We start from the raw sequence: 19,684 nt of genomic DNA, 5'->3' as shown, positions 1-19,684 counted from the left end.
AGCGTTTCTCTTTATTCCTGCGCCGCATCCGGCGCGCGGCCAAACAGATTACCGACCAGAAAAGCCAGAAGGCTTAAGGTCAATGAGGGAACGATAGGGTGGAAGCCACCCCATTCAATATTCAGGCTGGCAAGCAGCGTGTAACTTCCGGCTCCCGCCAGCATACCGCTGATCGCGCCAGCGGCGTTGGCGCGCGACCAGTAGAGTCCCAGCACCAGCGGCCAGAGAAAAACGGCTTCCAGGCCGCCGAACGCCAGCAGGTTAAGCCAGATAATCATATCGGGCGGATTCCAGGCCGCCAGCAGCAGCAGCAGCCCCAGCACAAAGGTAATGGTGCCGGAGAGCATACGCAGACGCGCTTCGTTTTCGCTCTGCTGCGGCGCGATACGCAGATAGAGATCTTTGATCAGCGTAGCGGAGGATTGCAGCAGCTGCGCGTTAATGGTGGACATGATCGCCGCCATTGGCGCGGCGAGAAAGACGCCCGCGGCCATCGGCGGCAGCACGGTGATCATCAGCGTCGGGATCACCCGATCGGGGATGGTCAGATCCGGCAGGATCGCACGGCCCAGCGCGCCGGCCAGATGCATACCGAGCATCAGCACCACTACCACGATGGTGCCGAGAATAATCCCGCGGTGCATCGCCTTACTGTCTTTATAAGAGATGCAGCGCACGGCGGTATGCGGCAGGCCAATGACGCCGAAACAGACCAGCACCGCGAACGAGCTGAGAAAGGTCGGATTGATGACATTGCCCACGCCTTCCGGCGACACCAGCTGCGGATCAATAGTACGCAGTCTGGCGACCGCGGTACTCAGTCCGCCTGCATGGTGGATCACGGCAAACAGCAGCAAAAAGGTGCCGATCAGCATCACCAGGCCCTGCATGGCATCGTTGAGCACGCTGGCGCGAAAGCCGCCAAAAGCGGTGTAGAGCGCGATAGTGCCGCCAAAAATCAGCAGCCCGGTATCGTAGGGAATACCGGCGGCGGTTTCCAGCAGGCGCGCGCCGCCGATAAACTGCACCGTCATGGCGCCGATAAAGGCTACCAGCAGGCTAATGCTCGCCAGCCAGATAAGCAGCGTGCTGCGATAGCGCGCATAGAGCATGTCATTCAGCGTCACCGCGTTATAGCGGCGCGCCAGTATGGCGAACTTCTTTCCCAGCACGCCGAGCGACAGCCAGACCGCCGGCACCTGAATCATCGCCAGCAGCACCCAGCCGAGACCGTACTTATAGGCTGCGCCTGGACCGCCGATAAACGAGCTGGCGCTGATATAGGTGGTGGTGATGGTCATCGCCAGCACAAAGCCGCCCATAGAGCGGCTGCCAAGAAAGTATTCGCTGAGAAAGTTACCCTGACGCTGCTTGCGCATCGCGAACACGGACAGCCCGGCGATCAGCACCAGATAAGCCAGCAGCGGCAGAATGATTTCAGTTTCCATCGTGATCCTCCAGCGGCATCTCGCGGAACACCAGCCGCACCATCAACCAGCACAGGACGATAAACAGCAGCGGGGCGAAAATGCAGGAGAGTTCAAACCAGCGCGGCAGGCCGGTCACGCCGGTTTCATTACCGCCCAGCCAGGCAGAGCCTCCCCAGACGGCCAGGTACGCCAGCGTGAGCCAGAGCGCCCAGCGCGCCTCTTTATTTGCTTGCAGAAAACGCCAGTCCATCATGCAACCTCTACGGCGACAAAAATGAAAAAGGCCGGTATGACCGGCCTTACTCTTATTCAGCGCTGTGCTTACTTATCGTACAGGCCGAGTTTTTTCTCCAGATAGTGGATGTTGGTGCCACCCTGCTGGAAGTATTCGTCGGACATGATCTTCATCTGAAGCTCAATATTGGTCTTGATGCCGTCGATGATCAGTTCCGCCAGCGCGTTCTTCATGCGCGCAATCGCCACGTCGCGGGTTTCGCCGTAGCAGATCAGCTTGCCGATCATGGAATCGTAATACGGCGGCACGCTGTAGCCGGCGTAAATGTGCGATTCCCAGCGCACGCCAAAGCCGCCCGGCGCGTGGAAGCGGGTGATCTTGCCCGGACTCGGCAGGAAGGTGTTCGGGTCTTCGGCGTTGATACGGCACTCGACCGCATGGCCGCGGATCACCACGTCGTCCTGTTTGATAGAGAGCGGCTGACCGGCAGCGATGCGCAGCTGCTCTTTGATCAGATCCACGCCGGTGATCATCTCGGTGACCGGATGCTCAACCTGAATACGGGTGTTCATCTCGATAAAGTAGAACTCGCCGTTTTCATACAGGAACTCGAAGGTGCCTGCGCCGCGGTAACCGATTTCGATACAGGCGTTAGAGCAGCGCTCGCCGATGTAGCGGCGCAGTTCCGGGGTGATGCCCGGCGCCGGCGCTTCCTCGACCACTTTCTGGTGGCGGCGCTGCATAGAGCAGTCGCGCTCGGCCAGATAGATGGCGTTGCCCTGGCCGTCGGCCAGCACCTGAATCTCGATATGACGCGGGTTTTCGAGGTACTTCTCCATATAAACCATGTCGTTGTTGAAAGCCGCTTTGGCCTCCGCCTTCGTCATGTTAATGGACTGCTCAAGCTCTTTATCGCTGCGCACCACGCGCATGCCGCGACCGCCGCCGCCGCCGGACGCCTTGATGATGACCGGATAGCCGATGCGCTTAGCGATGGCCCGGTTTTTCTCCATGTCGTCGCCCAGCGAGCCGTCAGAGCCTGGCACGGTGGGCACGCCCGCTTTCTTCATCGCGGTGATGGCGGAAACCTTGTCGCCCATCAGGCGAATGGTGTCGGCTTTCGGGCCGATAAAGATAAAGCCGGACCGCTCAACCTGCTCGGCAAAGTCGGCGTTCTCAGAGAGGAAGCCGTAGCCGGGGTGAATGGCGACCGCGCCGGTGATCTCCGCAGCGGAGATCAGCGCCGGAATGTTCAGGTAGCTTTTAACGGACTGGGCCGGTCCGATGCAGACGGTTTCGTCCGCCAGCAGCACGTGTTTCAGATCGCGGTCAGCGGTGGAGTGCACCGCCACGGTCTTGATGCCCAGCTCTTTACAGGCGCGGAGAATGCGCAGCGCGATCTCTCCGCGGTTGGCAATGACAATTTTATCCAGCATGGTTCGCCTCGTTATTCGATGACGACCAGCGGCTCGTCAAATTCAACCGGCTGGCCGCTTTCGACCAGAATGGCTTTCACGACGCCAGACTTATCGGCTTCGATCTGGTTCATCATCTTCATCGCTTCAACGATGCAGAGGGTGTCGCCGGCGTTAACTTTCTGACCGATTTCAACAAAGGCTTTCGCATCCGGGCTTGGGGTGCGGTAGAAGGTGCCGACCATCGGCGAACGCACGATATGGCCGCTGATTTCAGCAGGCTTAGCCGCTTCCAGAACGGGCGCGGCGGCAGGCGCGACGGCAGCGGCCAGCGCGGGCTGCGGAGCCGGAGCGGCGAAAGCCTGCTGCATAACCGGATAACCGACATTGGCAGGTGCACGGCTGATACGAACGGACTCTTCGCCCTCGGAGATTTCCAGCTCAGCGATGCCGGATTCTTCAACCAGTTCGATCAGTTTTTTAATTTTACGAATATCCATGAGTGTGGTTCCGTACTCTGTTTAATTGGAATGAGACAGGCGTTTTACTGCCGTTTGTAAAGCCCATGAGTAGCCGTCGGCGCCTAAACCGCAAATTACGCCGGCGGATACGTCAGAAAGATAGGAGTGATGGCGGAAAGGTTCGCGGGCATGCACATTGGAGAGGTGCACCTCAATAAAGGGAATGCTTACCGCCAAAAGGGCATCGCGCAATGCTACGCTGGTGTGCGTAAACGCAGCGGGATTGATAATGATATAATCCACATTGCCTCTGGCCTCATGAATGCGATCGATGAGCTGAAATTCCGCATTAGACTGCAAATGACTCAGTTTCACATCCAGCCTGTTCGCCTGGTCGGTCAGATCGCTGACGATTTGTTGCAGCGTGGTGTGACCGTATTTCTCCGGCTCGCGGGTTCCCAGCAAATTCAGGTTGGGACCGTTTAAAAGCAGAATGTGAAATTTATGCGCCATCGTGCTGCCATCTCCCGCAATCATTGAGGCATCGCGTAAAATACCTTGCTATCTTCCGTTTGTCACCCGCAGCGCGCCAAAAGGCGACACTGCGCGCAACAAAGCCGGGCATTATATCCGTTTCGGGACAATTCGCAGCAAAATACTGGTCTTATCTGCGAAGTTGATCGGGCGTGCCCCGAAGGCCACACCTTTTATCAGAAATGATGCCAGGAAGACAACTTAGCGTGATAACGCGCTGCGGAACTTTTTGTAACGTAACGCTAACAACACCAGCGCGGCCAGGGCGTAAAGGACCGGCTGCGGCGAGAGAACTTTTACCGACCACAGATAGTGAATGGGAGCCAGGATCGCCGCCAGATAGATAAAGTTATGCAGGGTTTGCCAGCGCCGCCCCAGCTTGCGCTGAGCGCGTTGAAAAGAGGTCGCGGTCAGCGCCAGCAGAATCAGCCAGGTCACAATGCCCAGCGTCAGGTAGGGACGCGAAACCAGCTCGCTGCCCAGCAGACGCAGGTTGCCAACGCCCAGCTCCAGCAGGTAGTAACTCAGCAGGTGCAGACAGGCCCAGACAAAGGTCCAGACGCCAAGCAGGCGGCGGGTGCGGATCAGCAGCGGCTGTCTGGCATAGCGCGTCAGCGGCGACACCAGCAGCGTCGCCAGCAGCAGCTTCAGCGCCATCCTGCCGGTAAAGTGCTGAATATCTTTCGCCGGATCGGCGCTCAGCCAGCCCTGATTTGCCGCCATAAAAAGATAAACCAGCGGTAAAAAGGCGGCGAGATGCAGCACGACTTTTAATCCGACGATCTGCTTAAGCGTCAGTCTCACTTAGTAATTCTCCCGTAAATCCAGCCCGCGATAGAGCGACGCCACCTCATCGGCATAGCCATTGAACAGCAGCGTAGGCTGACGCTTCACGCTGAGCGTGCCGCCTGGGCCGATAAAGCGTTCGGTCGCCTGCGACCAGCGCGGATGATCGACATGCGGATTAACATTGGCGTAGAAACCATATTCGTTTGCCGCGATCTGATTCCAGGTCGTCGGTGGCTGATCGCGCGTCAGGGTGATTTTGACGATCGATTTAATTCCCTTAAATCCATATTTCCACGGCACGGTCAGGCGAATCGGCGCGCCGTTTTGCGGCGGCAGCGCTTTGCCATAGACGCCCGTCGAGAGCAGCGTCAGGGGATGCATCGCCTCGTCCAGCCGCAGACCTTCCACATAGGGATAGTCCAGACCACCGCCAATAAAGCGATCTTTCTGGCCAGGCATCTGGTCTGGGGCGTAGAGCGTCTGGAACGCGACAAAGCGCGCGTTGCTGGTCGGCTCGGCCAGTTTAAGCAGCTTATTCAGCTCGAAGCCGACCCAGGGCACCACCATCGACCAGGCCTCGACGCAGCGCATACGGTAGATACGCTGTTCCATCGCGAACTTTTTAAAAATATCGTCCATATTCAGGGTAAGCGGCTTCGCCACTTCACCGTCAATGGTCAGCTGCCAGGGATCGGTTTTCAGCGTGCCGGCGTTGGCGGCCGGATCGGCTTTATCCAGGCCAAATTCGTAGAAATTATTGTAGCCCGACACCTTATCCTCTGGCGTCAGCGTCAGGTTTGCCTGATATTTCTCCGGCTTACTAAAGTCCAGCGCGCGGCCAGCGGGCGCGGCAGGGCGGTCGTTGCCCTTAAACCAGCTCAGCACGTCGGCCTGCGCCGCGCCAGGCAGGCCCAGCGCCGCCGCGCCCAGACCGAGCGTTTTCAACACCTGCCGACGCTGCATATTAAAGATGCTTTCCGGCGTCACGTCGGCTTCAGTCAGATATTTTGTGGGTTTCATCGCTTACCTCCCGGCTCGAACAGGTATCCCAGCATGATGACTATTGCCGATCGCCGCCACTTTCGCTGCCAAAATATGAAATTTCCTGGCATGGTCCGCTGATGAGAATGCGCTGAAAAATGCCTGATGGTCATAACGCGGCATCTGGTACGCATATACTTGCTCATCTCGTGCAGCAGCGCTGCTGCAAGACGAAATTTATGCTATTTTGCTCGCGCTTGCGTCAGGCAGGGCACAGGGCGGGTATAAATGGGTCATCACCGCAGCGAACAGGCACAGGGATGCGATTAACCACGAAACTTTCTGCGTTTATTACATTTTTAAGCTTGCTGGCGATGCTGTTGATGCTGGTAGGCTGCGCTTTTAGCGTTTACTGGCTGACGCACCAGCGCGTTGAGGGACGAGTGCACACGCTGGCGACCGAGGTTGATCAGGCTCTGCTCACGCAGACGCCTGACGAGATGCGGAAATGGATGAAGCATACCATGACCGTGATTAACGCTGAGCGCGTCGAGCTGCGGAGCGCTGACCACTCCTTCTTCAGGCTCAGCCGGCATGAAAACCCCATGCTGGAGGATGAGACCAACCGCTTTATTCAGTATGACGTGCCGCTGATGCACCAGCCGGGCGTGGTTTTGCGCATCGTCGTGCTCGATCCCGCCAGAACCTGGTTCCAGTCTTTTACCGGCGTCTATACGCTGCTTGCGCTGTTGCTGGTAGTCGTGGTGATGAGCCTGCTGCTGTTTATGATGCACTGCTGGCTTAGCCGCCAGTGGCGCGGCATGGAGCGGCTGGAAAAGCGCGCCGAGGCCATCCTGTCCGGCGAACGTACGCTGCTGCCCAGGGGCAGCGCTGACGAGTGGCCGCCGCGCGCCAGTTGCGCTATCGACGTGTTGCTGAACGATTTGCAGGAGGCTGGCGAACAGCGCTTGCGCATCGACACCCTTATCCGCGCCTTCGCCGCGCAGGACAGCCGCACCGGCCTTAATAACCGACTCTTCTTCGATAACCAGCTGGCGACGCTGCTGGAGGATCAGGAGGATGTCGGCACGCACGGCGTGGTGATGATGGTACGTCTGCCCGACCTCGATACGCTCAATGAAACCCTGGGGCCAGCGCTGGTGGACGAGTATCTCTACGATCTGGTCAATATGCTCTCTACTTTTGTGCTGCGCTATCCCGGCGCGCTGCTGGCGCGCTATTTTCGCAGCGATTTTGCGGTCCTGCTGCCGCATCGCAGCCTGAAAGAGGCCAACAGCATTGCCGATCAGCTGATCAACGCGGTGGATTCGCTGCCGCCTATGCACATGGTGAATCGCGACGATCTGATCCACATCGGCATCAGCGCATGGCACAGCGGCCAGACCGTGCCGCAGGTAATGGACAACGTCGAGATGGCGACGCGACGGGCGACGCTGCTGGGGGGCAATAACTGGTCCAACGGCGAGGGAAATCCGCTCGACGCCGGCCGCGGCAGCGTGCGCTGGCGAACGCTGCTGGAAAACACCCTGAGCCGTGGCGGCCCGCGTCTGTATCAGAAACCCGCCGTGTTGCTGGATGGCAAAGTGCATCATCGCGAACTGTTGATGCGGATTTTCGACGGCGATAAAGAGCTGCTGGCCGCAGAATTTATGCCGCTGGTGCTTCAGTTCGGCATGGCGGACAGTTGGGATCGGCAGCTGGTGGCCCGCATTGCCGCCCTGTCCGAAGTCTGGCCGGATGAGACCCTGGCGCTCCCTATCAGCATCGACTCGCTTCTCCAGCGCTCTTTTGTCAACTGGCTGCAAAACATACTGTTGCAGTGCACCAAAGCGCAAAGAAAGCGATTTTTATTTGAACTTGCTGAGGCAGATGTCTGTCAACACATCAATCGACTGGCGCCGGTGTTCCGTGCGCTGCAAGCCTTTGGCTGTCGCATTGCCGTTAATCAGGCTGGCTTAACCGTGGTGAGTAGCGCCTATATCCGGCAATTTCCCATTGATTTAATCAAGCTGGATCCCGGTCTGGTACGCAATATCGACCGACGCACGGAAAACCAGCTGTTTGTGCAAAGTCTGCTGGAAGTATGCAAATCGGCCCAGACGCAGGTTTTTGCCACGGCGGTGCGAACGCATGCGGAATGGCAGACGCTTATTGGATTAGGCGTATCCGGCGGACAGGGCGATCTTTTCGCTCCTTCGCAGCCTGTAAACAGTAATGTGAAAAAATATTCACAACGCTATCATATTTAACCAGTTAAGGGATTGTCTGGACGTTGTGGATTTTTTAGTCGGGCGACGTAACAATATCGCCAGTGCGGCCCGGCGGAAATGTTAGATTTTATGTCGAACAACAACGAAAACAGCTGTTCGTGTCGCAGGTAAAATGGGGTAATTCCGCCGTTTTACACCGGTCAGTTCTCGTTGACAATCGCACAAAGCTAAATTGGTCTATTTTTTCACCGAAGCAGAACGTTTTTGCGCCTTGTGGCGGCTTCGCGTGGTTGGTAAAGTAAGCGGATTTTATTTTCCGCCCCCAGCTTGCAGGATTATCCTTTAGATATGTTTAAAAAATTTCGTGGCATGTTTTCCAATGACTTGTCCATTGACCTGGGTACCGCGAATACCCTGATTTATGTAAAAGGACAAGGCATCGTGCTGAACGAGCCTTCCGTGGTAGCTATCCGTCAGGACCGCGCCGGTTCCCCAAAGAGCGTAGCGGCCGTTGGCCATGATGCAAAGCAGATGCTCGGCCGTACGCCAGGTAATATCGCTGCGATTCGCCCGATGAAAGACGGTGTGATTGCGGACTTTTTCGTGACCGAAAAGATGCTACAGCACTTTATTAAGCAGGTGCACAGCAACAGCTTCATGCGTCCAAGCCCGCGCGTGCTGGTGTGCGTGCCGGTTGGCGCGACTCAGGTGGAACGCCGCGCGATTCGCGAATCTGCGCAGGGCGCAGGCGCGCGCGAAGTCTTTCTGATCGAAGAGCCAATGGCGGCCGCCATCGGCGCTGGTCTGCCAGTGTCGGAAGCGACCGGCTCCATGGTTGTCGATATCGGCGGCGGCACCACAGAAGTGGCGGTGATCTCGCTAAATGGCGTGGTCTATTCCTCTTCAGTGCGCATCGGCGGCGACCGCTTCGATGAAGCGATTATCAATTACGTGCGTCGTAACTACGGCTCGCTGATCGGTGAAGCCACCGCAGAGCGTATCAAACATGAAATCGGTTCCGCCTACCCTGGCGATGAAGTCCGCGAAATCGAAGTACGCGGTCGTAACCTGGCGGAAGGCGTACCGCGCGGGTTCACGCTGAACTCGAATGAAATTCTTGAAGCGCTTCAGGAGCCGCTGACCGGCATCGTGAGCGCGGTAATGGTCGCGCTGGAGCAGTGCCCGCCGGAACTGGCCTCGGACATCTCTGAACGCGGCATGGTACTTACCGGCGGCGGCGCGCTGCTGCGCAACCTGGATCGTCTGCTGATGGAAGAGACCGGCATTCCGGTCGTGGTGGCGGAAGATCCCCTGACCTGCGTGGCGCGCGGTGGCGGTAAAGCGCTGGAAATGATCGACATGCATGGCGGCGATTTGTTCAGCGAAGAATAATCGCCTCAATCGGCTGGAACCTGAGTCGAAATACGCAGGGAGTTGCGTGGAAGCTGACGCACTGCGCGTTGGCGCCAGACGTCCAGCCCGGGGAAATGCGGCGGTGGTCGCATTTCCTTACCTGTTGTCGAGGAACACGCAGAATATATGAAGCCGATTTTTAGCAGGGGACCTTCCCTGCAGTTGCGCCTGTTTTTGGCGGTGATCGTTGCCATTGCGATAATCGTCGCCGATAGCCGCCTGGGTTCGTTTACCCAGATCCGCAACTATCTGGACACATCGGTCAGTCCGTTTTATTTCCTGGCCAACGGCCCGCGACAGATTCTTGATGGTATTTCCGGTTCGCTGGCGTCACGTCAGCAGCTTGAGCTGGAAAATAAAGCCCTGCGCCGCGAGCTTTTCCTGAAAAACAGTAACCTGCTAATGCTGGGGCAGTACAAGCAGGAAAACGCACGCCTGCGTGAACTGCTCGGCTCGCCGCTGCGTCAGGATGAACACAAGATGGTGACGCAGGTTATCTCAACCGGCACCGACCCCTACACCGATCAAGTGGTCATCGATAAAGGCAGCGTCAATGGCGTCTATGAAGGCCAGCCGGTCATCAGCGACAAAGGCGTCGTCGGCCAGGTTATCGCCGTCGGTCAGGTGACCAGCCGCGTGCTGCTGATTTGCGACGCGTCGCATGCGCTGCCGATTCAGGTGCTGCGCAACGATATTCGCGTCATTGCGGCGGGCAACGGCTGTACTGAAGATTTGCAGCTGGAGCATCTGCCAGGCAATACCGACATTCGCGTCGGCGATATGCTGGTGACCTCCGGTCTGGGCGGACGCTTCCCGGAAGGCTATCCGGTTGCCGTCGTCTCCTCCGTGAAGGTGGATACGCAGCGTGCCTATACCGTGATTCAGGCGCGTCCAACGGCCGGTCTGCAACGCCTGCGCTATCTGCTGCTGCTGTGGGGAGCGGATAAAAACGGCGATATGCCGATGGCGCCAGACGAGGTACATCGGGTCGCTAATGAGCGTCTGATGCAGATGATGCCGCAGGTGCTGCCGCCAGCCGGCGAGATGGGACCGCCAGCGCCGTCCGCGCAAATGGGTCCTCCTGCGCCGTCCAGCGTAAACGGCGCGCAAAGCGCGCCGACAAACGCGCGCGGAGGCCAGCCTTGAGTCGATATCGCAGCCAGGGTCGTTGGGTTATCTGGCTGTCCTTTCTTGTCGCCCTTGTATTGCAGATCATGCCGTGGCCGGAACAGTTCTATATGTTCCGGCCTTCATGGATCCTGCTTATCCTGATTTACTGGGTGCTGGCGCTGCCGCATCGCGTTAATGTCGGCACCGGCTTTGTGCTGGGCGGGATCATGGATCTCATTGCGGGATCGACCCTGGGCGTACGCGCGCTGGCGCTCAGCATCATCGCCTATCTGGTCGCCTTTAAATTCCAGCTCTTTCGCAATCTGGCGTTGTGGCAGCAGGCATTAATGGTTATGGTGCTGTCGCTGGCGATGGATGTCATTGTGTTCTGGGCAGAATTTTTAGTGATCAACGTCTCATTCCGGCCTGAAATTTTCTGGAGTAGCGTTATCGACGGTATTCTCTGGCCCTGGCTATTCTTATTGATGAGAAAGATCCGCCGTCAGTTTGCCGTTCAGTAAGGAATATTATGCTATCCCTCTACCTGGCTTCCGGCTCACCGCGTCGACGTGAGCTGCTGACGCAGCTTGGCCTGCGTTTTGAGCGCCTGCATACCGATGTTGAAGAAGTTCGCCGCCCTGATGAAGCGGCGGAATATTACGTGCGTCGCCTCGCGAACGAGAAAGCGCAAGCGGGCGTCGCCGTCGCGGAACGCGATTTGCCGGTGCTGGGCGCCGATACCATTGTGGTGCTGAACGGCGACGTGCTGGAAAAGCCGCGCGACGCCGCCCATGCCGCTGAGATGCTGAGCCGTCTCTCCGGACAGACGCATCAGGTGATGACCGCCGTTGCGCTTGCCGATCGCCGGCACAGGCTCGATTGTTTAGTGATTACCGATGTGACGTTTCGCCTGTTAAGCGCGTCCGACATCGCGGATTATATTGCTACCGGCGAACCCATGGATAAAGCCGGGGCATATGGAATTCAGGGCACAGGTGGAAACTTTGTCCGCAAAATTAATGGAAGCTATCACGCGGTTGTCGGATTGCCGTTGGTTGAGACAGGGGAGTTATTCAGCCATTTTCAGTCACTGCGTGCCGTAAGGGGATAACATGACGGCTGAACTGTTGGTCAACGTCACGCCTTCCGAGACGCGCGTTGCCTATATCGACGGCGGCATATTGCAGGAAATTCATATCGAGCGCGAGGCGCGGCGCGGTATCGTCGGCAATATTTATAAAGGTCGCGTCAGTCGCGTGCTGCCAGGGATGCAGGCCGCGTTTGTCGACATTGGACTGGAAAAGGCCGCGTTTTTGCACGCCTCCGACATTATGCCGCACACGGAGTGCGTCGCAGGCGACGAAAAGAAAAACTTTATCGTGCGCGACATCGCCGAGCTGGTGCGGCAGGGTCAGGATCTGATGGTGCAGGTGGTAAAAGATCCGCTCGGCACCAAAGGGGCGCGCCTGACCACGGATATTACGCTGCCGTCGCGCTATCTGGTATTTATGCCGGGCGCGTCTCACGTCGGCGTCTCTCAGCGTATTGAAAGCGAGCGCGAGCGCGAACGCCTGAAGGCGGTGGTGGCGGACTACTGCGACGATCTCGGCGGCTTTATTATCCGCACCGCCGCGGAAGGCATCGGAGAAGAGGAGCTGGCGCAGGACGCCGCCTTTCTGAAACGACTCTGGACCAAAGTCACCGAACGTAAAAAACGCAATCAGACGCGCTGCCTGCTGTACGGCGAGCTGGCGCTGGCGCAGCGTATCCTGCGCGATTTCGCCGGCGCGGCGCTGGATCGGATTCGCGTCGATTCACGGCTCACCTGCGAGCTGCTGGTGGAGTTCACGCGCGAATACATTCCGGAAATGGCCGACAAGCTGGAACTCTACTCCGGTAAGCAGCCCATTTTCGATCTCTTCGATGTGGAGAATGAGATTCAGCGCTCGCTGGATCGAAAGGTGGAACTCAAGTCAGGCGGCTATCTGATCATCGATCAGACCGAGGCGATGACCACCATCGACATCAATACCGGCGCTTTTGTGGGTCACCGCAACCTGGATGAAACCATCTTCAATACCAATGTTGAGGCGACCCAGGCGATCGCGCGTCAGCTGCGGCTGCGTAATCTCGGCGGCATTATTATCATCGACTTTATCGATATGAGTAATGACGACCACCGGCGTCGCGTGCTGCACTCGCTGGAGTCGGCGCTAAGCAAAGATCGGGTCAAGACCGGTATCAACGGCTTTTCGGCGCTGGGGCTGGTGGAGATGACCCGTAAGCGCACGCGTGAAAGCATCGAACATGTTCTGTGTGAAGACTGTCCGGTCTGTAAAGGCCGCGGCACGCTGAAAACGGTGGAAACGGTGTGCTACGAAATCATGCGGGAAATCGTGCGCGTCCATCACGCCTATGACGCCGACCGTTTTCTGGTGTATGTCTCTCCGGCCGTGGGCGAAGCGCTGAAAAGCGATGAGTCGCATGCGCTGGCAGAGGTGGAGATTTTTGTTGGCAAACAGGTGAAAGTCCATGTCGAACCGCTCTATACGCAGGAGCAGTTCGACGTTGTCATGATGTAATCTCCGTCCGGCGGGGTAAAAAAGCGGCCTTGTTTAGGTTAACATGCGCATTCATACCGATAATTGTCTGACGACGGTTAAGTATGAGAGATAACCATCCGTCAAATGCGGAAGACAAGGAGAGGTGTGTGAGGCAGCTGCCGAGGATTTTGTTACTGCTGGTTGCGACCGTGATTGTGATTGTGGCGCTGCTGGTCAGCGGGCTGCGTCTGGTCATGCCGCACCTCGACAGCTATCGTAGCCAGCTTCTGACGGCGGTTTCGCGCGCCAGCGGCGTCGGCGTTAGCGCCAGCGAGCTGCGCGGCCGCTGGGAAAACTTCGGCCCCACGCTGGAAATCCGCGACCTGGGCGTGGATATGCAAAAAAACGGCAAGCTCGACATCTCGCGCGTCACGCTGGCGCTGGATGTCTGGCAGTCGCTGCTGCACTGGCGCTGGCAGTTTCGCGATCTCACCTTCTGGCAGCTGCGCCTCGACAGTAATCGCCCGCTTTTCTCCAGCGATGAAGAGAAAAACAGCTTCAAGCCCGGCCGCATCAACGAACTCTTTCTGCGTCAGTTTGACCACTTCGATCTGCGCGACAGCTCCATCTTCTTTCGCACGCCTTCCGGCCAGCGCGCTGAACTGGCGATCCCGAAACTCACCTGGCTGAACGAAAGCAATCGCCATCGTGCGGAAGGGGAAGTGAGTCTTTCCAGCTTTACGGGGCAGCACGGCGTAGTGCAGGTGCGACTCGATCTTAACGACAGCGAAGGGCTGCTTAATGATGGACGTATCTGGATGCAGGCGGACGACGTAGACGTGCGGCCGTGGCTGGGACGCTGGATGCGTGACAACACCCGCCTCGACAGCGCGCGCTTCAGCCTGGCCGCCTGGATCAATCTGCGCGACGGCGAACTCTACGCAGGCGATCTGCTGCTGCGCCAGGGGGGCGCGAACTGGCAGGGCGAAGACGGGCAACATCATTTGCAGGTAGACGGCCTGACCGCGCATCTGTCGCGCTTTCAAAACGGCTGGATGGTTAACGTGCCGCAGACGCGTCTGACCACCGACGGCGAAGCCTGGCCAGCGGGCCACTTCGCGCTGCTGTGGCGTCCGCAGGATAAACAGCTGCTCGGTCCTGAGCACCAGGGCGAGGTGCGGGTCAGGGCGACGCAGCTGGTGTTAAAGCATATCGCGCCGCTGGTGCCGCTGTTTGCGCCGCTGTCGCCGTCGCTGTTTGAAAACTGGCGCGCGCTGCAACCGCAGGGCACAGTAGAGGGGCTGGCGCTGGATATTCCCCTTCAGCAGCCGGACCAGACGCGTATTCAGGTAAAATGGCATGATTTTCGCTGGCAGCCGTGGCAGCTGCTGCCGGGCGTCAGCAACCTCGACGGCGAGGTGCGCGGCAGCCTCGCCAACGGCCAGATCAGCGTTGAGATGGGGCGCACCGACGTGCCTTACAGCGCGATGTTTAACGCGCCGCTGGAAATTCACCAGCTGCGCGGTTCGCTGAGCTGGCTGCGCGATCGGCAGGGTCTGACGCTGGACGGGCGCGATCTTGACGTGCAGGCGCGTTCGCTCTGGGCGCACGGCGATTTCCGCTATCAGCAGAATGTCGGCAGCGAGCCGCGTCTCGATATTCTTGCCGGTATCCGCGTCACCAATGCAGGCGACGCCTGGCGCTACTTCCCGCAGCCGCTGATGGGCAAGGCGCTGACCCACTATCTGAGCGGGGCGATCAAAGGCGGCCAGGTCGATAACGCGACGCTGCTGTTTGCGGGTAATCCCAAACTCTTCCCGTTCCGTCACAACGATGGCATGTTCCAGGTCTGGGTGCCCCTGCGTCAGGCGGCCTATGCGTTCCAGCCCAACTGGCCTGACGTCAATCCGGTAGACATCGATCTCAACTTTATCAATGACGGGCTGTGGATGACGTCATCGCACTTCAGGCTGGGCGACGTTGACGTCAGTAATTTCAGCGGAGCCATCCCGGACTATCTCAAAGAGAAGCTGTTGATTGATGGCGACATCAGCGGCAACGGCGATCAGATTGCACGCTATTTTCAGGACACCCCGCTGAAAACGTCTCTGGGAGCGGCGCTGGAGCAGCTGGAGATTAAGGGGCGGACCCAGGGGCATCTGAAGCTGGATATTCCGCTCGACGGCAGGCAGGTGCTCGCCAGCGGCAACGTCGATCTCAATAATAATGCGCTCCACATCAGGCCGCTCGACACCACACTGACCAACCTGACCGGGCGCTTCCGCTTCAGCAATGGCAATCTGGACAGCGACAGGCTGCGGGCCACCTGGTTCGGCCAGCCGGTTAACGTCAGCTTTACCACCAAAGAGAACCCGCAGGACTTTGGCGTTAACGTCAAACTCGACGGCGACTGGCAACCGGCGAAGCTGACGAAAATACCTGCCCAGATCGCCAGCCAGACTGGCGGCCATCTGCCGTGGCAGGGCGACGTCAGCATCACGCTGCCGCATCAGGGCGGGGCGCGTTACGAGGTGGAGCTAAAAGGGGATGCGAAAGAAGTAAGCAGTCGCTTACCTGCGCCGCTGGATAAGGCAAGCGGCACCGCGATGCCTGTCACCGTTAGCGCCAGCGGTGATTTAAAGCAGTTTGAGCTGAGCGGAAGCGTAGCGACCCATCATCGTTTCAATAGCCGCTGGATACTTGAGCCGCAGCTGCGCATTGAACGCGGCATCTGGCTTAACGACGCCCACAGCAAGCCGGCCCTGCCTGACAGCGAAGGCATGGTTCTCAAGCTGCCTGCGCTGGACGGCGAGGCCTGGGCTGGACTCATGATGGCGGGCGGCGCGTCAGGCGCGCGTAACGCCGGCGAAATGGGTGGCGTGCGCTTACCAGGCAATTTCACGCTGCGCAGTCCGGCGGTTACGCTGGCAGGTCAGCAGTGGCACGACGTTGACGCTACGCTCAGCCAGGGCAAGGACGGCGGCGGCAGCGTCAGCATTAAGGGACGCGAAATCCGCGGCGCGCTGGAGATGGCGCAAAACGCGGCATGGCGGGTGGCGCTCGACTACCTCTACTACAATCCTGAATGGCAGGGCGGCGGCAGCCAGCAGCAGCAAAAAGCGAGCCAAATCGATTTTAGCCGCTGGCCTGCGCTCCAGCTGAGCTGCGCCGAATGCTGGCTGCGTGGACAGAAGTTCGGCCGCATGCAGGCGGAGGTGACGCCGAAAGGTGATACGTTAGCGCTTACTAACGGTCTGGTGGATACCGGCAGCTCGCGACTTAACGTTTCAGGCGAATGGGTCAATCGCCCTGACGCGCCGCGCACATCGCTGAAAGGCACGCTAAGCGGCAGCAACATTAACAATGCGACCAACTGGTTTGGCGTTAACACCCCGCTGCGCGATGCGTCATTCAAGGTCGATTACGATCTACACTGGCGTTCAGCGCCGTGGCAGCCGTCGGAAGAGACCCTGAGCGGCACGCTAAAAACCCACTTTGGCAAAGGGCAGATCGCCGATGTGAATACCGGCACGGCAGGACAACTGCTGCGTCTGATGAGCTTTGATGCGCTGCTGCGCAAGCTGCGCTTTGATTTCAGCGACACCTTCAATGATGAGGGCTTCTATTTTGACTCTATCAACGGCACCGCATGGATTGAAAACGGCGTAATGCGCACCGATAACCTGCTGGTGGATGGGCTGGAAGCGGACATCGCTATGCAAGGCAAGGTGGATTTAGTCCGGCGTACTATCGACATGGAAGCGGTCGTCGCGCCGGAAATCTCGGCGTCGGTGGGCGTGGCGACAGCCTTCGTCATCAACCCGGTCGTCGGCGCGGCGGTGTTTGCCGCGAGCAAAGTGCTGGCGCCGCTGTGGAATAAAATCTCCCTGTTGCGCTACCACATCAACGGCCCGCTGGATAAGCCGCAAATCAACGAAGTGCTGCGCAAACCGCGCGAAGAAGAGAAGAAGTGAATTTGACGCCGTCGGGGAATTGCCGCAGGCTAGTAAAATCTGACTTTGTCCACCCAGGGCCAACCGGCGCTGGCGCAGAATGCGTGTGACATTCTCATTATCCGAGCATAAAACGAGCGAGATACGATGACTCTGAACCTGGTAAGTGAGCAGTTGCTAACTGCTAACAATATTAATCAGCAGGACCTGTTTTCCCTGTTAGGGCAGCTTTCAGAACGTCGTCTGGATTATGCCGATCTCTATTTTCAATCCAGCTTCCATGAATCCTGGGTGCTGGAAGACAAAATTATTAAAGATGGCTCCTGGCATATCGACCAGGGCGTAGGCGTGCGCGCGGTCAGCGGCGAAAAAACCGGGTTTGCCTATGCCGACCAGATTACGCTGAACGCGCTGCGTCAGTCTGCGGAAGCAGCACGCAGCATCGTGCGCGAACAGGGCGACGGCAAAGCGCACACGCTCTCCAGCGTAATGCATCGCGCGCTTTATCAGCCGATTAACCCGCTCGACAGCCTGACGCGTGAAGATAAAATTGCGCTGTTGCAGCGCGTGGACAAGGTGGCGCGCGCCGCTGACGCGCGCGTTCAGGAAGTGAACGCCAGCCTGACCGGCGTCTACGAGCAGGTACTGGTGGCCGCTACCGACGGTACGCTGGCAGCAGACGTGCGTCCGCTGGTGCGTCTCTCCGTCAGCGTGCTGGTTGAGGATCAGGGCAAGCGCGAACGCGGTTCCAGCGGCGGCGGCGCGCGTGTCGGCTACGAATTTTTCCTCGCCGACGAAAACGGCGATGTGCGCGCCGACGCCTGGGCGAAAGAGGCGGTGCGCATGGCGCTGGTTAATCTCTCCGCCGTGGCCGCGCCTGCGGGCACCTTGCCGGTGGTGCTGGGCGCAGGCTGGCCGGGCGTGCTGCTGCACGAAGCGGTCGGCCATGGACTCGAAGGCGACTTTAACCGTCGTGAAACCTCCGTATTCAGCGGCAAAATGGGTCAGCTGGTGGCGTCCGAGTTGTGTACCGTGGTGGATGACGGCACCATCGAGGGTCTGCGCGGTTCGCTGGCGGTGGACGATGAAGGCGTGCCGGGCCAGTACAACGTGCTGATCGAAAACGGCGTGCTGAAAGGCTATATGCAGGACAAGCTGAATGCGCGTCTGATGGGCGTCGCGCCGACCGGCAACGGTCGCCGCGAGTCCTATGCGCATCTGCCGATGCCGCGCATGACCAACACCTATATGCTGGCGGGCAAATCCACGCCGCAGGAGATTATCAGCAGCGTCGAGTACGGTCTCTACGCGCCGAACTTCGGCGGCGGTCAGGTTGACATTACCTCCGGCAAATTTGTCTTCTCTACCTCAGAAGCCTATCTGATTGAGAAGGGCAAAGTTACCCGGCCGGTGAAAGGCGCCACGCTTATCGGCTCCGGCATTGAGGCGATGCAGCAAATCTCAATGGTCGGCAACGATCTGGCGCTGGATAAAGGCGTGGGCGTCTGCGGCAAAGAGGGCCAGAGCGTGCCGGTCGGCGTCGGCCAGCCAACGCTGAAGCTGGATAAACTGACCGTCGGCGGCACCGCCTGATACCGATGACGGCCTGCCTTCGGGCGGGCCGTCAGCTTGCGCGGTGCTGTTGATACTGCTCTGCCACCTGCTGAAAATACTCGGTCAGATAGTCGATGCAAACCTGCACCTTTAGCGGCAGCTTATCTTTTTCGGTATAGAGCGCGTAAACCGGACGCGGATCGGACTGATACTGCGGAAAAAGAATATCGATCTCGCCTGCGTTAATTTCCTCAATCACCCACATCATCGGCACATAGGCGATGCCGTTTCCGGCTTTCAGCCAGCGAATCAGCGTCAGCGAGTCGTTGGTGACAAAACGCCCCTGCGGCGACAGCCGCGTCACCAGCCCCTCAGGCGCAATCAGCTCAAAGTTGTTATCAGGCCGCACGCTGTATTCCAGCCAGGCGAAGTTATCGACGTCTGCCGGTTTCTCCGGCGCGCCATGCTGTTGCAGATAGCTTTTCGCTGCGCACACCACCATAGGCATCGCGCCAAGACGGCGCGAAAAAAGGCTGGAGTCCTTTAGCGCGCCGACGCGGATCACCAGATCCAGACCATCAGCAATTAAGTCCGGCGCCGGGATGCCCGCCACCAGATTGACGCTAAGGCCCGGATATTCGCGCAGCATGTTGGTGGTCATCTCCGCCAGCACGTTCTGCGCCATCGTGGATGAGCTACCGATGCGCAGCGTGCCAATCGGGGTATTATTAAAGGCATAGAGCTGCTCATGCACCTGAGACGCTTCCGCCAGCATGCGGCGACAGCCCTGATAATAGATTTTACCGGCCTCGGTCAGGCCGATGCTGCGCGTGCTGCGATTAAGCAGCTTTACCTGAAGCTCATCTTCCAGTCTGGCTACAATCTGGCTGATAGACGAGACGCTAAGGTGAAGCTGGCGTGCCGCGGCGGTAAAAGAGCCTAATTCAACCACTTTGGCGAAAATGGACATGCCTTTCAGTCGTTCCATTGTTTACTCTGGCTAAAAAGTGATTTAGGTCACATTCTGTAGAAAAC

Annotated in this window: 16 protein-coding genes; 8 read left to right on the top strand and 8 right to left on the bottom strand. The window is 58.4% G+C overall.

Going from position 1 to position 19,684, the window contains the following annotated elements:
* Positions 1-11: 11 nt before the first annotated feature.
* The 7 genes from panF to msrP form a co-directional block, all read right to left on the bottom strand.
* Entirely contained in the window at positions 12-1,448 is a 1,437-nt protein-coding gene (panF, locus tag BBB56_RS19175; protein ID WP_123802528.1) for a sodium/pantothenate symporter, read from the bottom strand.
* On the bottom strand, positions 1,438-1,680 hold the full coding sequence (locus BBB56_RS19170; protein ID WP_123802538.1) for a YhdT family protein: 243 nt from the start codon (positions 1,678-1,680) through the stop codon (positions 1,438-1,440). The genes panF and BBB56_RS19170 overlap by 11 nt, the downstream gene beginning before the upstream one ends.
* Before the next feature lie 71 nt (positions 1,681-1,751).
* Positions 1,752-3,101: an acetyl-CoA carboxylase biotin carboxylase subunit gene (gene accC, locus BBB56_RS19165; protein ID WP_123802527.1), complete on the bottom strand. Its 1,350-nt coding sequence runs from the start codon at positions 3,099-3,101 to the stop codon at positions 1,752-1,754.
* A gap of 11 nt (positions 3,102-3,112) precedes the next feature.
* A complete protein-coding gene (gene accB / locus BBB56_RS19160; protein WP_123802526.1) occupies positions 3,113-3,580 on the bottom strand; it encodes an acetyl-CoA carboxylase biotin carboxyl carrier protein in 468 nt (155 codons plus the stop codon).
* Between the two features lie 21 nt (positions 3,581-3,601).
* A complete protein-coding gene (gene aroQ, locus BBB56_RS19155) occupies positions 3,602-4,054 on the bottom strand; it encodes a type II 3-dehydroquinate dehydratase (RefSeq protein ID WP_123802525.1) in 453 nt (150 codons plus the stop codon).
* Positions 4,055-4,276: 222 nt separating this feature from the next.
* The gene (msrQ, locus tag BBB56_RS19150; protein ID WP_123802524.1) at positions 4,277-4,879 is read right to left on the bottom strand and encodes a protein-methionine-sulfoxide reductase heme-binding subunit MsrQ; all 603 of its coding nucleotides are present in this window, start codon (positions 4,877-4,879) and stop codon (positions 4,277-4,279) included.
* Positions 4,880-5,884, bottom strand: coding sequence for a protein-methionine-sulfoxide reductase catalytic subunit MsrP (msrP, locus tag BBB56_RS19145; protein ID WP_123802523.1), 1,005 nt, complete (start codon positions 5,882-5,884; stop codon positions 4,880-4,882).
* Positions 5,885-6,165: 281 nt separating this feature from the next.
* On the opposite strand from msrP, the gene csrD reads away from it, so the two are divergent.
* From csrD to tldD, 8 genes are all read left to right on the top strand, one after another.
* The gene (csrD, locus tag BBB56_RS19140) at positions 6,166-8,115 is read left to right on the top strand and encodes an RNase E specificity factor CsrD (RefSeq protein WP_123802522.1); all 1,950 of its coding nucleotides are present in this window, start codon (positions 6,166-6,168) and stop codon (positions 8,113-8,115) included.
* A gap of 309 nt (positions 8,116-8,424) precedes the next feature.
* Complete coding sequence (mreB, locus tag BBB56_RS19135) at positions 8,425-9,468, top strand: rod shape-determining protein MreB (protein ID WP_003855260.1); 1,044 nt, start codon at positions 8,425-8,427, stop codon at positions 9,466-9,468.
* Positions 9,469-9,615: 147 nt separating this feature from the next.
* Positions 9,616-10,635, top strand: coding sequence for a rod shape-determining protein MreC (mreC, locus tag BBB56_RS19130; RefSeq protein WP_123802521.1), 1,020 nt, complete (start codon positions 9,616-9,618; stop codon positions 10,633-10,635).
* Positions 10,632-11,120, top strand: a complete 489-nt coding sequence (mreD, locus tag BBB56_RS19125; RefSeq protein ID WP_123802520.1) for a rod shape-determining protein MreD — start codon at positions 10,632-10,634, stop codon at positions 11,118-11,120. Before mreC ends, mreD begins: the two co-directional genes overlap by 4 nt.
* Positions 11,121-11,128: 8 nt before the next feature.
* Positions 11,129-11,710, top strand: a complete 582-nt coding sequence (locus BBB56_RS19120; RefSeq protein WP_123802519.1) for a Maf family protein — start codon at positions 11,129-11,131, stop codon at positions 11,708-11,710.
* Position 11,711: 1 nt separating this feature from the next.
* Positions 11,712-13,181, top strand: a complete 1,470-nt coding sequence (gene rng, locus BBB56_RS19115; RefSeq protein ID WP_123802518.1) for a ribonuclease G — start codon at positions 11,712-11,714, stop codon at positions 13,179-13,181.
* Positions 13,182-13,309: 128 nt separating this feature from the next.
* Positions 13,310-17,116 carry an AsmA2 domain-containing protein YhdP gene (yhdP, locus tag BBB56_RS19110; RefSeq protein ID WP_123802517.1) on the top strand — a complete coding sequence of 1,269 codons (3,807 nt, stop codon included), beginning with the start codon at positions 13,310-13,312 and terminating at the stop codon, positions 17,114-17,116.
* Positions 17,117-17,242: 126 nt separating this feature from the next.
* The gene (tldD, locus tag BBB56_RS19105) at positions 17,243-18,688 is read left to right on the top strand and encodes a metalloprotease TldD (protein WP_123802516.1); all 1,446 of its coding nucleotides are present in this window, start codon (positions 17,243-17,245) and stop codon (positions 18,686-18,688) included.
* A gap of 31 nt (positions 18,689-18,719) precedes the next feature.
* Here tldD and aaeR read toward each other — a convergent pair whose 3' ends face one another.
* The gene (gene aaeR / locus BBB56_RS19100; RefSeq protein ID WP_123802515.1) at positions 18,720-19,637 is read right to left on the bottom strand and encodes an HTH-type transcriptional activator AaeR; all 918 of its coding nucleotides are present in this window, start codon (positions 19,635-19,637) and stop codon (positions 18,720-18,722) included.
* Positions 19,638-19,684: the final 47 nt, after the last annotated feature.

The sequence above is a fragment of the Candidatus Pantoea deserta genome (assembly GCF_003813865.1).
Taxonomy (GTDB): Bacteria; Pseudomonadota; Gammaproteobacteria; order Enterobacterales; family Enterobacteriaceae; genus Pantoea; species Pantoea deserta.
This window is presented reverse-complemented; position numbering and strand designations above follow the sequence as displayed.